At 66.4% G+C, this 14,404-nt stretch carries 15 protein-coding genes; 8 read left to right on the forward strand and 7 right to left on the reverse strand.

What is annotated here, in order from left to right; translation table 11 throughout:
• Positions 1-34: 34 nt before the first annotated feature.
• Positions 35-286, reverse strand: a complete 252-nt coding sequence (locus NJ4_RS08680; protein ID WP_067433120.1) for a DUF4242 domain-containing protein — start codon at positions 284-286, stop codon at positions 35-37.
• A 108-nt stretch (positions 287-394) separates the two neighbouring features.
• Positions 395-1,192, reverse strand: coding sequence for a crotonase/enoyl-CoA hydratase family protein (locus NJ4_RS08685; protein ID WP_067433123.1), 798 nt, complete (start codon positions 1,190-1,192; stop codon positions 395-397).
• Between the two features lie 47 nt (positions 1,193-1,239).
• Between NJ4_RS08685 and NJ4_RS08690 the strand changes: the two genes are divergently transcribed.
• Complete coding sequence (locus tag NJ4_RS08690; RefSeq protein ID WP_067433127.1) at positions 1,240-2,862, forward strand: acyl-CoA synthetase; 1,623 nt, start codon at positions 1,240-1,242, stop codon at positions 2,860-2,862.
• A 10-nt stretch (positions 2,863-2,872) separates the two neighbouring features.
• The gene (locus tag NJ4_RS08695) at positions 2,873-3,970 is read left to right on the forward strand and encodes an NAD(P)H-dependent flavin oxidoreductase (protein WP_067433130.1); all 1,098 of its coding nucleotides are present in this window, start codon (positions 2,873-2,875) and stop codon (positions 3,968-3,970) included.
• A gap of 36 nt (positions 3,971-4,006) precedes the next feature.
• Here the strand turns inward: NJ4_RS08695 and NJ4_RS08700 are convergent, their stop codons facing one another.
• The 5 genes from NJ4_RS08700 to NJ4_RS08715 form a co-directional block, all read right to left on the reverse strand.
• Entirely contained in the window at positions 4,007-4,447 is a 441-nt protein-coding gene (locus tag NJ4_RS08700) for a PPOX class F420-dependent oxidoreductase (RefSeq protein ID WP_067433133.1), read from the reverse strand.
• 192 nt (positions 4,448-4,639) lie between these two features.
• Entirely contained in the window at positions 4,640-4,798 is a 159-nt protein-coding gene (locus tag NJ4_RS25600; protein WP_157550960.1) for a hypothetical protein, read from the reverse strand.
• Positions 4,799-4,903: 105 nt separating this feature from the next.
• Complete coding sequence (locus NJ4_RS08705) at positions 4,904-5,302, reverse strand: YdeI/OmpD-associated family protein (protein WP_157550962.1); 399 nt, start codon at positions 5,300-5,302, stop codon at positions 4,904-4,906.
• Positions 5,303-5,337: 35 nt separating this feature from the next.
• Complete coding sequence (locus NJ4_RS08710; protein WP_067433139.1) at positions 5,338-6,444, reverse strand: acyl-CoA dehydrogenase family protein; 1,107 nt, start codon at positions 6,442-6,444, stop codon at positions 5,338-5,340.
• A gap of 25 nt (positions 6,445-6,469) precedes the next feature.
• The gene (locus NJ4_RS08715; RefSeq protein ID WP_067433142.1) at positions 6,470-7,648 is read right to left on the reverse strand and encodes an acyl-CoA dehydrogenase family protein; all 1,179 of its coding nucleotides are present in this window, start codon (positions 7,646-7,648) and stop codon (positions 6,470-6,472) included.
• A 56-nt stretch (positions 7,649-7,704) separates the two neighbouring features.
• Here NJ4_RS08715 and NJ4_RS08720 point away from each other — a divergent pair, with 56 nt between their 5' ends.
• From NJ4_RS08720 to NJ4_RS25605, 6 genes are all read left to right on the forward strand, one after another.
• Positions 7,705-8,877 (forward strand): Rieske 2Fe-2S domain-containing protein, encoded by a 1,173-nt coding sequence (locus NJ4_RS08720; RefSeq protein WP_067433145.1) that lies wholly within the window; start codon positions 7,705-7,707, stop codon positions 8,875-8,877.
• Complete coding sequence (locus NJ4_RS08725) at positions 8,877-9,179, forward strand: hypothetical protein (RefSeq protein WP_067433148.1); 303 nt, start codon at positions 8,877-8,879, stop codon at positions 9,177-9,179. Before NJ4_RS08720 ends, NJ4_RS08725 begins: the two co-directional genes overlap by 1 nt.
• A complete protein-coding gene (locus NJ4_RS26905; RefSeq protein WP_067433149.1) occupies positions 9,169-10,254 on the forward strand; it encodes a ferredoxin--NADP reductase in 1,086 nt (361 codons plus the stop codon). The genes NJ4_RS08725 and NJ4_RS26905 overlap by 11 nt, the downstream gene beginning before the upstream one ends.
• Positions 10,255-10,333: 79 nt before the next feature.
• Positions 10,334-11,377 carry a hypothetical protein gene (locus NJ4_RS08735; RefSeq protein ID WP_157550964.1) on the forward strand — a complete coding sequence of 348 codons (1,044 nt, stop codon included), beginning with the start codon at positions 10,334-10,336 and terminating at the stop codon, positions 11,375-11,377.
• A gap of 168 nt (positions 11,378-11,545) precedes the next feature.
• Positions 11,546-12,610, forward strand: coding sequence for a hypothetical protein (locus NJ4_RS08740; RefSeq protein ID WP_157550966.1), 1,065 nt, complete (start codon positions 11,546-11,548; stop codon positions 12,608-12,610).
• Positions 12,611-14,008: 1,398 nt separating this feature from the next.
• Positions 14,009-14,404 (forward strand): hypothetical protein (locus NJ4_RS25605; RefSeq protein WP_217996805.1); only part of this gene is annotated, 396 nt, incomplete at its 3' end.

The raw sequence follows: 14,404 nt of genomic DNA on the forward strand, positions 1-14,404 counted from the left end.
CCGCAAGGGCGTCAATGACTTCCGCTCGACCTGATCAGACGCCTTCCCGGACCGGATAGATCTCGTCGGCCACCAGCCCGTGGGCTTCCCGGTGGACGGTGTTGGCGGCCTCGGGATCCGGCGCGTCGACGAGGCAGAAGATCTTGCCGTTGGCCTCGTCGACCCAGTACTTCAGGTAGTTCACGTCGTGCTGGGCCTGGATCGCGAGGTCCGCGGCGTGTGCCTTGGCAACGTCGTCGGCGGTCACGCCGGCGCCGACGTTGTGGACATCCATGTAGAGGGCCATCTCCCTCCTCCTTCGTCTGGGGAACATCTCAGCCTAGGAGCGGGTCACGGTCTCGGGCATCCCCTGAACTGGGGCATTCCTGGAGCGGCATCGAACGCGTGCCGGCGGTCAGTGGCCGGTGAACTCCGGCGTGCGTTTCTCGGCAAAGGCCCGCGGACCTTCCTTCGCGTCGTCCGAGGCGAAGACGGCTGCCCCGACGCGGGCGTCCTCGGCCCAGCACTCGTTCTCATGCTTTCCCTCGGAGTCGCGGATCGTCTTGAGCACCGCCTGGACCGCGAGCGGGCCGTTGGCGCAGATCAGGTCCGCGATCTCGTGCGCCTTCGCCAGGGCTGCACCGTCGGGCACCACGTGTCCGATCAGTCCGATCTCCTTCGCCTCCCGGGCCTTCACGTGTCGACCGGTCAGCAGCAGGTCGGCGGCCACCGTGTAGGGGAGCTGGCGGGGGAGACGCACCGCCGAACCACCCAGCGGATAGAGGCCCCACTTGGGCTCCGAGACACCGAATCGCGCGGACTCACCGGCGATGCGGATGTCGGTGGCCTGAAGGATCTCGGTGCCGCCGGCGATCGCCGGCCCCTCGACGGCGGCGATCAGCGGCTTGGTGAGTCGGAAGCCCTTGAGCAGCGACTTGATCACGGACGGATCGAACTCACCCGACTCGAACTTGTCCGAGGGCGAGCTCTGCGACATGGCGGTCAGGTCGGCGCCGGCACAGAACGCGCCGCCCGCACCGGTGAGGATGGCGACTCGGACCGAGTCATCGGCGTTCACCCGGTCCCAGGTCTCTTCCATGATCGCGAGCATCTCGCCGGAGAGCGCGTTGCGCTTCTTGGGGCGATTCATGGTGACGACCAGGGTGTGTCCGACCTGTTCGACGAGGCAGTGCGGCTGGGTTTCTGGACTCATGCCGGAAACTCTAGTCAGAAACAAGAACGTGTTCTAGTCTTTGGCGCATGGCCTTGAACATCGCTGATCTCTTCGAACACGCCGTCGACGCTGTGCCCGATCGTCACGCCATCCAGGTCGGCGACCGACTGGTTGACTACAACGAGCTGGAGTCCTCGGCCAACCAGCTGGCGCACTTCCTGCAGGGCCGTGGTGTCGGCAAGGGTGATCATGTCGGGGTCTATGCCAAGAACAGTGCCGAGCACGTCATCGCACTACTGGCCATCTTCAAGATCCGAGCCGTCGCCATCAATGTGAACTACCGCTACGTCGAGGCCGAGCTCGACTATCTCTTCGACAACGCCGATCTCGTCGCACTGATCCACGAGCGCACCTACGCTCCCTTGGTCGCCCAGGTCGGCCCCAAGCATGCCCAGCTCCACACTCTCGTGGCGGCGACCGACCCGACCGATCCCGAGAACGACAGTGACCTCTCGTCGTACGGCGGGATCACGTGGGCCGACGCCCTCGCGGGCCAGAGTGCGGACCGAGACTTCGAGCCTCGCTCCAACGACGACCTCTACATCGTCTACACCGGTGGAACGACGGGCTATCCCAAGGGTGTGATGTGGCGTCACGAGGACTTCTGGCGGGTCCTCGGTGGCGGCATCGATTTCATGGCCGGCACCCGGCTCGAGGAGTTCGACCAGTCGAAGTCGGCAGCCACCAATGACCCGATGGTCACGTTCCCGCTGTCTCCGTTGATGCACGGCGGCGCCCAGGCGGCGATGCTGATGCACCTCTTCGCCGGCCACCTCACCATCCTTGCGCCCAAGTTCGACCCGCGCGAGGTGTGGGAGATCGTCGACCGCGAGAAGGTGCAGCTGATCTTCATGACCGGTGACGCGATGGCCCGACCGCTGATCGAGGAGTTCGAGCGTTCGTCGTACGACGGCAGCTCGCTGGTCGCAGTCGCCAGCAGTGCGGCAATCTTCAGTCGCCCGGTCAAGGAACGCTGGATGGCCGCCTTCCCGAACACCTTCTTCACGGACTCGGTGGGTGCGTCCGAGACCGGATTCCAGGGGACCGGCCTGCAGGACAAGGACAACATCAAGGGCGAGGGGGCGATCATCAGCCTGGGTCTCGAGTCCGTGGTCCTCGACGAGAGGAACCAGGTGCTCGATGCGGGCACCGCGGTCGGCGAGATCGGCCGGCTGGCCCGTTCGGGCAGCGTCCCGGTCGGCTACTACAAGGACGAGGTGAAGTCGGCGCAGACGTTCATCGAGGTCGACGGAACCCGCTACTCCGTGCCCGGCGACTTCGTGCGGCTCGAGGGCGACAACAAGGTCACCCTGCTCGGTCGCGGATCCAACTGCATCAACACCGGGGGAGAGAAGGTCTACCCCGAGGAGGTCGAGAACGCGCTCAAGGCCCACCCCGATGTCTTCGACGTCCTCGTGGTCGGGATCGCGGACGAGAACTACGGCCAACAGGTGGCCGCGGTCATCCAGCCACGCGTGGGCACGGCTCCCGACCTCGAGGGGCTGCGCGACTTCCTGCGAACGAGCCTGTCGGGCTACAAGCTTCCGCGGTCGGTGACGCTGGTCGACGAGATCCCGCGACACGCGACCGGCAAGGCGAACTACCCGAAGGCCAAGAAACTGGCCGGCGTGACCGTCGCCGCGGTCTGAGGCACAGCAGATGAAGACCGACCTCTGTGAAATGTTCGGCATCGACTACCCGATCTTCGCGTTCACTCCCTCGGAACACGTGGCCGCCGCGGTGACGAAGGCCGGCGGACTCGGGGTCCTGGGAGCGGTGCGATTCAACGACGCCGACGAGCTCGACCGCACCCTGGACTGGCTCGACGACAACACCGACGGCAAGCCCTACGGCGTCGACGTGGTCATGCCGATGAAGGTGCCGACCGAGGGCACCGCGATCGACCTCACGGCGATGATCCCGCCGGAGCACCTCAGCTTCGTGGAGCGGACGCTGCAACAACTGGGCGTCCCGCCACTTCCCGAGGGCGAGGGCCGCGAAGGCGTGTTGGGCTGGCTGCACTCGGTCGCCCGCTCGCACGTCGACGTGGCCCTGTCCCACCGGCCCGTGCTGATCGCCAACGCACTGGGCTCCCCGCCGGTCGACGTCATCGAGCAGGCCCATGCGGCCGGCGTGAAGGTGGCAGCACTGGCCGGGGCGGCCAAGCACGCTCTCTCCCACGTCCGCAACGGTGTCGACCTGATCGTGGCCCAGGGCTACGAGGCCGGCGGCCACACCGGAGAGATCGCCGGCATGGTGCTCACCCCCGAGATCGTCGACGCGGTCGGTCCTGACGTGCCCGTGCTCGCGGCCGGCGGAATCGGTTCGGGGCGGCAGGTGGCCGCAGCCCTGGCCCTGGGCGCCCAAGGTGCCTGGACGGGGTCCCTCTGGTTGACGGTCGAGGAATACGACCTCTCGTCGGGAACCGGCATCCGCGACGCACTGCTCGCGGCCGGGTCGGGCGACACCGTGCGCACACGCGTCTACACCGGCAAGCCGGCGCGCCTGCTGAAGACCAGGTGGACCGAGGCCTGGGAGGCGCCCGATGCCCCTGAACCGTTGGCCATGCCGTTGCAGAACCTGCTCGTCGCCGATGCGCACAACCGGATGAACCGCGGCGACGATCCCGGGACGATCTCGATGCCGGCAGGGCAGATCGTCGGACGCACCAACGAAGTTCGCCCGGTGGCCGAGGTGATGGCCTCACTCGTGAAGGAGTACGACGAGACGGTGGCGCGACTTCGGTCGTTGGGCTGAATCCTCAACCCTGGTTGACGATCACCCGCTCACGCGTCACGTGCCGCTGGTCTTCGGGAGCTGGAGCATGCCGTAGGCCCGGGTCGGAGTCATCGTCACGACCGCACGTCCCTCGTCGACCATGGCCCGGCGGTAGGCGTTCCAGTCGTCGTGCTCACCGACGAGTGCGCGATAGAGATCGACGAGCTCGTCGACCACGTCGTCGTCCGGATCCTGCGCGATGGAGGAGAGCGCTGCTGTTCCCTCGATGACGGCGTAGGAGAAGAAATTATCACCGTTGACGTGGAGGGCCACCCAGGGTTCTCGGGCCATGTTGTTGAACTTGGCCCGGTTGCCCGTCGTGGAGACCCGGATCGTGCCGTGGTCGCCAACGGCGTGCAACACATTGGAGAGCTGCGGGCGTCCGTCGCGGCGAATCGTGGTCAGGACGGACTCGCGCGTCCGGCGCGCCGTCTCGAGTGCTTCATCGAGTTCCATGTCTGGAGAAGGTCTGGTCCGGCTCGGGTATTCCGGCGCTGCCGACGCACGGCCCCGCCATGGGGCCAGCAGCCCTGGTCTTCAGCGATCTCCGAGCAGAACGACCACGCGCCCTGCTGTGTGGCATCGACGCCGGGCTCGAGGAGTGTGACGCGACCTGGCCGGTCACGCCGCATCAGGGGGCATGGGCAGTCAGTTCACCACGCCGTGGCGCGGCCAGGAGGGCATCGTGGGCGTGGACGAGAGTGCGCCGCGCGGCCTGCTGAAGTCGCCGGCGTAGTAGCCGTTGTGCCGACGCGTGCGACCCGAAAAGCGTCCCGATTCCTCTTCGACGGGGATCGATGCAGCCATGGTGTCCACCTCCGCGCTCGTGCGTTCCGATGCTGATGTGTAGACCGTGATGGTGACCGCTATTCATCGTCGGCAAACAGAATTCTGCGGAGGAGTCCGGGCGCGTCAGGTCCAGGGGTCGTTCCACCGGCCGTCGGCCTTCGCCGCTTCGACCTCGGCGAGGCCACCGGGGCGCATGAGACCTGCTGCGGTCAGTTGCTCGACCTTGGCGATGTTGATCCGCGACCACTTGCTGCTCGGGCGCCTTCGGGCGTAGCGCTGCAGATAGGTGTCGTCGTCACAACGGCGCCGTACGGCGGAGACCCAACCGTGGCAGAGCCCGACGTCAACCATCTCGTCCTCGGTGATCGAGCTCAGGGACGACGACTTCTTCGCGGTCCTGACCCACACCGCGTGGCTGTTGGCGGGTTGGTCCGCAAGCCAGGCCTCGAACTCCTGTCTGGAAGGAAGGTCCACAACAGGCTCGCCGTCGACGTCACTCCAGGCGGGATCAGGCACGGGCATGGCGATCTCCTGTGAGTGCGCGTGGTGATCGCACACTACTGGCGCGCGAGTGACTTTCCGATGAGGAGTGCCTGCTCGGTGCTCCCGCCATAGGCGAACTCGAAGCGCTTGGCCGCCGTGAAGAAGCGGTGTGCTTCCCCGTCCAGGTCGATGCCGACACCCCCGTGCACGTGGACAGTCGTGTGCGCCACCCGGTGCCCGGCGTCGGCGGCCCAGAGCTTCGCGGTGGCGACCTCGACCTCGGCGGGCAGGCCCTCGGACAACCGCCACACGGCCTGCCAGAGCGCGAGCTCGAAGAAGAGTCCATCGATGTAGCCGTCGGCCAGGCGTTGCGAGACGGCTTGGAACGTGCCGATCGGTCGGCCGAACTGCTCACGGGTCGTGGCATAGGAAGCGGTGAGCGCCACCGCACCGCGGACGACGCCGAGTTGCTCTGCTGCGGAGCAGATGGTCAGGAGCTGGCCGAGCCGGGTCGCCGCCACCCCGTCAGCAGGGCCGATCAGTGCATCGGATGAAAGCGCCACCTCGTTGAACGTGACACGTGCGAGTGCGTCGCCGTCGCTCGTGTGCTGGGTCTCGAGCGAGACGCCGGCCGCGGAGGGGTCGACCAGGAACACCCCGGCTCCGGTGGGGGTGGTTGCGGTGACCAGCATGAGGTCGGCGACTTTGCCGGCGCGCACGAGGGTCTTCACGCCGACCAGGCTGTGGCCTCCGTCGTTCGGAGTCGCGGTCGTCGTCGGCTCCGCGGGCAGATGCGCCCGGTCCTCGCTGACCGCTGCGGTGAGCACTGGGTCGCCGTGCGCTGCGCTGGGCAGCCAGGCCGCCTGCTGGGCCGTGGAAGCGGACTCGGCCAGGAAGAGGGTGGCCGGTCCGTGCACCGCGAGTGGCACGGGGGCGACGGTTCGCCCGACCTCGATCAGCACGCGTGCCAGCTCGATCAGCCCGAGGCCGGCTCCGCCGTGATCCTCGGGAACTGCGAGTGAGAGCAGACCGGCCTCGGCCAGGGCAGACCACAGCGTGCGGTCGAATCGGTCGCCCGCGCGCTCCACCTCGCGCATCCGCTCAGCGATGGCCAGGTCGTCGAGGATCTCCGCCGCGAGCGCAGACGCCTCGTCCTGCTCGGGGGTGAAGGTGAAGTCCATGGAGTCTGCTTTCGCGTTGGGGTGGTCAGCGTTTGGCGGTGGGGAGGCCAAGGCCGACGTACCCGATGATGTCGCGCTGGATCTCGTTGGTGCCGCCGCCGAAGGTCATCACCAGCGAGGAGCGGAAGTAGCGCTCGAGCCGTCCCGCGAGCACGGCACCGGGGGAGTCCGCGGTCAGTGCGGCGTTCGGGCCGACGATCTCCATCAGCGACCGGTAGACCTCGATCTGGAGCTCTGATCCGTAGACCTTGGTGGCTGACGCATCCGCGGGGGAGAGGTTGTCGACCGAGGAGGCAAGCTTCCAGTTCACCAGGGTCAGAGCGTCGGTGCGCGCATGCGCACGACCCAGCAGGATCTGCACCCACTCCTGGTCGATCACCCGCGTCCCATCGGGGTTCTTCGTCTCGCTCGCCCAGTCGCGGACCAGGCCGATCGAGTGCACCAGGGCCGCCGATGAGGTCAACGCCACCCGCTCATGGTTGAGCTGGTTCGTCATCAGGCTCCAGCCGCCGTTGAGCTCACCGACGAGGTTGGACGCCGGCACTCGCACGTCCTCGTAGTACGTCGCACTGGTGTGCACACCGGCCACGGTGTGCACCGGGGTGTAGGAGAAGCCGGGGGAGTCGACCGGCACCAGGATCATCGAGAGACCCTTGTGCCGCGGAAGATCCGGGTCGGTGCGGCACGCCATCCAGATCCAGTCGGCATACTGGATCAGCGAGGTCCACATCTTCTGTCCGTCGATCACCCACTCGTCGCCCTCACGCACGGCGCGGGTCCTGAGGGAGGCAAGGTCCGTGCCCGAACCGGGTTCGGAGTAGCCGATGGAGAAGTGCAGCTCGCCGGCCAGGATCCTGGGCAGGAAGTAGTCCTTCTGCTCGTCACTGCCATAGCGCATGATCGTCGGCCCCACCGTGTTGAGGGTGAGGTAGGGGATCGGTACCCCTGCTACGGCGGCCACGTCGGTGAAGATCAGCTGCTCGACCATCGACCGCGCCTGGCCGCCGTACTCCTCGGGCCACCCGATTCCGAGCCACCCGTCGTTGCCCAGCTCCTGGATGACCTCGCGGTAGACCTGTGCGTCCCCGAACTCCCCGGTCGCCATGGTCAGGGCGGTACGCCGCTCGGGCGTGACGAGCTGGGCGAAATAGTCCTGCAGATCGTCACGAAGACGTTCCTGGGCTGATGTCAGAGCGACTCGCATGTGGTAAAACTATAACGTGTTCTCGTTTTGGTCCAGCCGCGCCGGAGGTACATCGCATGAGTGACACCCGACTGCTCGACACAGGCACCGTCCCCGAGCGCTTCGCGCGTGGCTGGCACTGCCTGGGGCTCGTCGACGCGTTCCGCGACGGTCTGCCACACGCGGTCGAGGCCTTCGGCGGCAAACTCGTGGTGTGGGCCGACAGCCAGGGCGAGATCAAGGTGCTCGACGGCTACTGCCGGCACATGGGCGGCGACCTCACCCAGGGCACCGTGAAGGGCGACGAGATCGCCTGCCCGTTCCACGACTGGCGCTGGGGTGGCGACGGCAAGTGCAAGGCGATTCCCTACGCCCGACGGGTGCCGCTACGCGCCCGCACGCAGACCTACCCCACGGTGATCCGCAACGGTCAGGTTCTGGTCTGGCACGACGTCGAGGGCGGCCAGGCCGACATGGAGATCCTGCCCCCGGAGCTCGAAGGGGTGGGCACCGACCGGTACACCGACTGGACCTGGGAAGTCATCGACGTGCCCAACGCCCACTGTCGCGAGATCGTCGACAACGTCGTGGACATGGCGCACTTCTTCTACATTCACTTCGCCTTCCCCACGAACTTCCGCAACGTGTTCGAGGGCCACATGGCCACCCAGTTCATGGAGTCGACGGGGCGCCCCGACATGGCCGGCGAGGGATACGGCGACGAGGACCTGATCCTGAAGTCCGAGGCGACCTACTACGGCCCGTCGTACATGATCAACTGGCTGGAGACCGACTACAAGGGCTTCCTGACCAAGGTCATCCTGGTCAACTGCCACATCCCGACCGGGCCGAACTCCTTCAAGCTGCAGTACGGCCTCTGCGTCGAGAAGCCCGAGGGCCTCGACGACAAGACCGCTCGTTACATCGGCAAGAAGTACTCCGACATGTTCGGCGACGGATTCCTGCAGGACGTGGCGATCTGGCTGAACAAGGCGCCGGTGCAGAACCCGCTCCTGTGTGAGGAGGACGGCCCGGTCTACCAGCTGCGACGGTGGTACGAGCAGTTCTACGTCGACAAGGCCGACATCGTCGCCGAGATGACCGACCGCTTCGAGTTCGAGGTCGACACGACCCGCGCGAACGAGAACTGGCGCGCCGAGGTCGAGGAGAATCTCGCTCGCAAGGCTGCCGAGGACGCCGCGAACGCACAGACTGTCGAGAAGACCCCCGAGCCGGCCGAGTCGAGCTGATGCCCTCCTTCGTCCCACTGAGCCCCGACACGGTCGAGGACCAGCGGCGCTACACCCGGGCGCGTCTGGTCGAGGTGGCCTGCCTGGACTGCCTGGCGAAAGTGGGGGTGAAGAAGAACTCCGAGCACCACACCTCCATCCAGTGGTCGGGACAAGCCCTGAAGCAATGCCAGGAGTTCGCGAGGATGTCGGACGCGCCCGACGGGCGTTCAGTTCACGCAGCGTGCCCCCGGCTCGCCGCCAGCATCGAGGCGGCGGTCCGCGAGGGCGAGATCAACATCGGAGCCGAAGATGGATACTGACTCGTTCGTCCTGCCGGTGCTCGGCATCGTCGAGGAGACGGCCGACGCCTGCTCGGTGCAACTGGGGCTGACCCCGGAGGCGGAGGGCCACTTCGACTACCGACCTGGCCAGTTCCTCACCGTCGCGGTCCCGAGCGACCAGACCGGCCTCGCCGCACGCTGCTACTCGTTGAGCAGCTCTCCCGTCGAGGACGGCCCGTTGACCGTCACCGTCAAGCGCACCGTGGACGGGTACGCGTCCAACTGGATCTGCGACATCCTCAAGCCCGGAGACACCATCCGGGTCCTCCCACCCAGTGGGATCTTCACCCCGGCGGACCTCAACCACGACCTGCTCCTCTTTGCCGGGGGCAGCGGGGTCACCCCGATCATCTCCATCGCGCGTACCGCTCTGGCCAGCGGCTCGGGCCGGATCGTGGTCTTCTACGCCAACCGAGACGAGAGCTCGGTGATCTTCGCCCAGGAGTGGGCCCGGCTCTCCGCGGAGCACCCTGACCGGTTGGTCGTCGTCCACTGGCTCGAGTCGGTCCAGGGTCTGCCGACCCAGGAGCAGCTCAAGGCGTTCGCGGCCCACTTCACGACGTACGACGCCTTCTGCTGCGGTCCGGCCCCGTTCATGAAGTCGGTCTCCCTGGCGTTGCGGGAGCTCGAGTTCCCCCGCGAACGCCGACACCAGGAGAAGTTCGTCTCACTCGGGGGCAACCCGTTCGGCGACGTGGAGGAGTTGCAGAAGGCCGAAGCCACCCTCGCCGACGCCGACGACCACGAGGACGACGACAAACCGGCGCTGTCCGGGCCGGTCCGGCTCGAGGTCGAGCTCGACGGACAGTCCTACGAATTCGACGACTACTCCGGCAAGGAGCCGATCCTCGAGTTCCTGGAGTCGAAGGGCGTCGACGCGCCGTTCTCGTGCCGCGAGGGCAACTGCAGCGCCTGTGCCTGCATGCTGCTCGAGGGGGAAGTGCGCATGAAGCACAACGAAGTGCTCGACGACACCGATCTGGCCGACGGCATCCGCTTGGCCTGCCAGTCCGTGCCACTGACCGAGAAGCTGCGGATCACCTACAACGGCTGAGCATTTCGGTTCCGGCCCCGCGGCTCAGCGGACTGTTAGGCTCCCCTGAAATCCGTGTTGGATCTGCATCGGGGGATGAATGAGAACCAAGCTTCTGGTGGCTGCGGCCACCGCAATCGCCGGGGCGTTCGCTCCGGCAGTCGTGGCGGTCGGGCAAGAGGCAGCAGCCGCGTCGACCGTCGTCCGCGCGCCGTACGTGGACGGCAGGGCCGTGTATGACGGCGGTCATCAGGTCACCATCAACTGGGGAGCAGAGCCACCGGCTGCCGACGCATCCATCAGTGGTCGCGGCCGCACCAGCGACGGACGTCTCGCGGTGGTCACCAACGAAACCATCCCGGATCCCGGTGGTGACGAGGGTGACACCTGCGGACACACCGCACTGTGGTTGGTCACCAGCGCAGGGAGGGCAGCCCTGATGGACGAGGAGTACTTCTGCTTCTACTCCGACGACGGTGTCGCCTACGGGCTGAGCGACTCCGGCAACACCTATTACAAGAGCTACTACGACCTGTGGGGCGGTGTCGTGTCGGTCAGCGTCCACCGTCTCGGTGGCGCCTTGCTGGCCAGGCGGAACTTCCCGATGGGGGTCGATGTACTCGACGTCGACCGGAACACCGCGGTGCTCGGTGGCCAGGGTGGGTACGACGACCCTGTCCCAAGTCTCCACGTGTGGACCTTCGGCAAGCGTCCGCGTGTTGTGGTCAGGGGAGTCGTCGACGGAGCTGACATCTTGGGCCACGTCCAGTGGCGTAGGGCCAAGAGCGGCTACTGGACCACACGCAACCTCACGCACCCCAAGGTCGTGCTCTGGAAGCTGCGCTTCCGGCCGGTCGCCGTGTCCCCGGACGGCAAGCGAGTGCTGGGTGTCCGCACGGACTCAGCTGGCCGCAACACCGGCATCGTCCAGGTCCGACGATTGAGCACCGGGGCCTTGGTCAGGCAGTTGCGACCGGCGACGAAGTGGGGCCTGAGGCAGATGGGCTGGGACGGCAACGGAGCGGTCTTCGGGCCACGAGACACGGCCGGGGGCTCGTACCTGGTGCGCTGCCCCCTTTCTTCATCGTGCGCCAAGGCCCAGACCATCACGAAGAGTGCAGGCTTTCGCGTGTTCGAGCCGTAGTCGAGGCTGCGCCGCAATCCGAAGAGACCTCGGCACCCGATCAACGTCGGAACACGTCCGAGGGTGCTGCGGAGACGAGCCGGGCATTGACCCTGGACCTTGAGTGACCTAGCTCACATTTTGATAGGATCCAGGCAAATCGTGCTTGTTCGATCTCTGGGGGAACAGATGAAGACGCGATCTCTGGTGGCGCTTGCCGCTTCACTGGCCGGACTGGCCGCACCGACTCTCGCAGCTCCGACGCTGGCAGCTCCCGCTCCGGTCTCGACCGGCCAGGAGGCGGCGGCCACCACCGTCGTGCGAGCTCCGTACTTCGACGGCAAGACGGTGTACGACAACGGTCGCCCTGTGACCGTCAACTGGGGCGCCTCGCCCCCGGCATCCGAGGCATCGATCAGAGGTCTCGGACGCACCGATGACGGCCGGCTGGCCCTGCTCAGTGAGGAATACCTCGACGACGACGGCAGCGGCGACATCTGCACCCGTCAGATCCTGTGGTTCGTCGACAACCTCGGCGCGGCGCAACGGTCCTCCAGCGAGGTCATCTGCATGTACGACGACGACGGGTGGGATGTCTCGCTCAGCGACTCCGGTGACACCTTCGTGGAGTCCTACTACGACTTGTGGGGCGGCCAGGTCCTGCTCACCGTCAAGCGTCTCGACGGCACGGTGGTGACCAGCCGCGGTTTCCCGATGGGGGTCGACGCCCTCGACCTAGACGGAAACCGTGTCGTCGTCGGTGGCCAGGGTGGATACGACGAGCTCCCGAGCAAGCTGTACGTGTGGACCTTCGGGGCAGGTGTGAAGACGATTGTGAAGGGAACTGTCGACGGAGCCGACCTGAAGGGTCGCGTCCAGTGGCGCAAGGCAACGAGTGGCTACTGGACCGCGCGCGACCTGATGAACCCCAAGGCCGTCCTGTGGAAGCTGCGCTTCCGGCCGGTTGAGGTCTCACCCGACGGCGGACGCGTGCTCGGTTTCGCCACCAACGCCAAGGGGCAGAGCACCGGTGTCGTCCAGGTCCGACGGCTGCGGACAGGCGCCGTCGTCCGCTCGATCCGGCCGGCCACTGCGTGGACCGCGGGCAGGACGGACTGGGACGGGAACGGAGCGATCTTCGGGCCACGAGACACCGCCACCGGCTCCTACCTGGTGCGTTGTCCATTGGCGTCGTCATGCACCAAGGCGCAGTCCATCTCGTCCAGTTCCGCACTCCGGGTGTTCAAGCACTGAGGGCTCAGATCCCTTACCTGCTTGAGGATTCTCGTCGTCGAGTAGCTCTGGGACTGCGCCTTGACGTCAACGAAACGACTGGGTCACACCAGGGCAATTCTGGACCCGGTATGGACGAACCCACTTCCGGGAGGTACAAATTGGGGAGTACGGCTTTCAAGTTCAACAGTTCTCGGGGAACGGTATGGACGCGAATCTGGAAAGAGGCGACTCCCAAGCGGGTCACGGGCTGAGCCCTGTCGCGCTTCGGCTGGGCTTCGTTCTTGCTGCCGCGGCGGCCGCATTCTTCTTCGGGTGTGCCAGTGCTCACGCCGACGACACCCATCGCGAGACTCCCAACGGGGTGTCGGCAAGCCATGACTCCGGCAGCGGGGAGTCACCTGACAAGCAGCGCACAACACTGCTTCCTGCGCCCGAACAGCCAGCAGCCTCGACTCCGGAGGATGCAGACTCAGTGGCTTCGGACCCCGCGAAGCAGGCCGAGGAGCCCGCGGTCGTCGTACAGCCAGCGGCACCGCCAGTCACGCGGCCGGAGCCCGTCGAGCCTGCGAAGGCGTCTTCCGATCCGACACCCGTTGAGCCCGAATTGCCCGTAGGACAGGAGGATTCTCTTGCTCTGGGTACGGCGGAGACCATTTCGAGCGTGACCCGGGGCATCGAGCGCGGCGTCACGCCCACGTTGACTCCTATTGCACGTACGACCCGTGAACTTGGCCGAGATCTCGAACCTGTCATTGGCAGGGACTCGCAGCTGACCCGGACGGTCCGGGACCTCGAGACGGTGACCCGCAATGTCGGCGTCTTGGTCGAGCAGGCGACTCGACCTGTGGAGCACAGCGTCGTGGCGGTCACCAGGGGACTCGGGCTGGCACCTCGTGGCATGACCCCTGTCGAGCCAAGAACGGTGGAAACGACTCCTTCCCGGAAACGCGCCAACATCACAACCGTGCACGAACGAGCCACTGCGCGGACCCACCGCTCTCCCCAGGCAGCCCAGCGTGGCTCCGAGGCCGTGCGTGACCTTGCTGCTGTCTCTCCGCAGCAGACCGCCAGCATCGGGAGGGGATCCGACGTAATCGGATCCCACGAGTCCACCCTTGGCCAGCTGGCCGACCACATGGTCTCGAGCACCAACGTTGCCAACGGAGGATCGGGCGGCAGCGCGAGCGTAGCCATGACCGCGGTCGTACCAGCCGCCCTCTCGTTCATCCCCGGCGCCGATTGCGTCATGGTGGGCACGGACTCTGTCGCCCCGCGCTCGGCTGGTCGCCAGCCGGGCGTCGCTCCTGACTGAACCTTCCTGCAGGTTCGCGGCAGCACAACCATGCCCGGACGAGTCATGTCCGGAGCGCGTGTGTGAGTCACTCGCAGCAGGAAGGCAGACCAATGAGTACGTGGATGGCAAGGGCAGCAACTACGTCCCTTCTCGCCGCCGGATTCATCGCCCTGGGTGCAGCAACGGCCCACGGAGACGAATCACGGACGCCAGAAGGACCACCGGCCCAGACAACCTCGGTCGAGGACTTGACCGCATTCACTGGCCACCAGCCAGAGGGCACGGTCGAGAAGCCCGAGAAGGGCAACTGCATCTGCCAGGCGCTACCGGACGTGGCACCTTTGATCGATGCAGGAACGCAAGCAGTGCAGGTCGGGACCGACGAGGTCGTGAAGACCGGCGAGGCGACTCGCGAAGTCATTTCCTCTCTCTCATCCACAGAGAGAGGCGACAACGGAGACTCTGACAGCAGCGACAGCGGTGGCGACGACAACGGCCACGACAGCGGTGGCGACGAC

Origin of the sequence: Nocardioides jensenii JCM 1364 = NBRC 14755 (genome assembly GCF_001552535.1) — a bacterium.
Taxonomy (GTDB): domain Bacteria; phylum Actinomycetota; class Actinomycetes; order Propionibacteriales; family Nocardioidaceae; genus Nocardioides; species Nocardioides jensenii.

What these genes read in the sequence shown, in the direction of transcription:
- NJ4_RS08725 (WP_067433148.1), top strand. Translation starts at nt 8,877, where the DNA reads ATGCCCTCCTTCGTCCCACTGAGCCCCGACACGGTCGAGGACCAGCGG.
- NJ4_RS08740 (WP_157550966.1), top strand. Translation starts at nt 11,546, where the DNA reads ATGAAGACGCGATCTCTGGTGGCGCTTGCCGCTTCACTGGCCGGACTG.
- NJ4_RS26905 (WP_067433149.1), top strand. Translation starts at nt 9,169, where the DNA reads ATGGATACTGACTCGTTCGTCCTGCCGGTGCTCGGCATCGTCGAGGAG.
- NJ4_RS08695 (WP_067433130.1), top strand. Translation starts at nt 2,873, where the DNA reads ATGAAGACCGACCTCTGTGAAATGTTCGGCATCGACTACCCGATCTTC.
- NJ4_RS08680 (WP_067433120.1), bottom strand. Translation starts at nt 286, where the DNA reads ATGGCCCTCTACATGGATGTCCACAACGTCGGCGCCGGCGTGACCGCC.
- NJ4_RS08735 (WP_157550964.1), top strand. Translation starts at nt 10,334, where the DNA reads ATGAGAACCAAGCTTCTGGTGGCTGCGGCCACCGCAATCGCCGGGGCG.
- NJ4_RS08685 (WP_067433123.1), bottom strand. Translation starts at nt 1,192, where the DNA reads ATGAGTCCAGAAACCCAGCCGCACTGCCTCGTCGAACAGGTCGGACAC.
- NJ4_RS08710 (WP_067433139.1), bottom strand. Translation starts at nt 6,444, where the DNA reads ATGGACTTCACCTTCACCCCCGAGCAGGACGAGGCGTCTGCGCTCGCG.
- NJ4_RS08715 (WP_067433142.1), bottom strand. Translation starts at nt 7,648, where the DNA reads ATGCGAGTCGCTCTGACATCAGCCCAGGAACGTCTTCGTGACGATCTG.
- NJ4_RS08700 (WP_067433133.1), bottom strand. Translation starts at nt 4,447, where the DNA reads ATGGAACTCGATGAAGCACTCGAGACGGCGCGCCGGACGCGCGAGTCC.
- NJ4_RS08720 (WP_067433145.1), top strand. Translation starts at nt 7,705, where the DNA reads ATGAGTGACACCCGACTGCTCGACACAGGCACCGTCCCCGAGCGCTTC.
- NJ4_RS08705 (WP_157550962.1), bottom strand. Translation starts at nt 5,302, where the DNA reads ATGCCCGTGCCTGATCCCGCCTGGAGTGACGTCGACGGCGAGCCTGTT.
- NJ4_RS08690 (WP_067433127.1), top strand. Translation starts at nt 1,240, where the DNA reads ATGGCCTTGAACATCGCTGATCTCTTCGAACACGCCGTCGACGCTGTG.
- NJ4_RS25600 (WP_157550960.1), bottom strand. Translation starts at nt 4,798, where the DNA reads ATGGCTGCATCGATCCCCGTCGAAGAGGAATCGGGACGCTTTTCGGGT.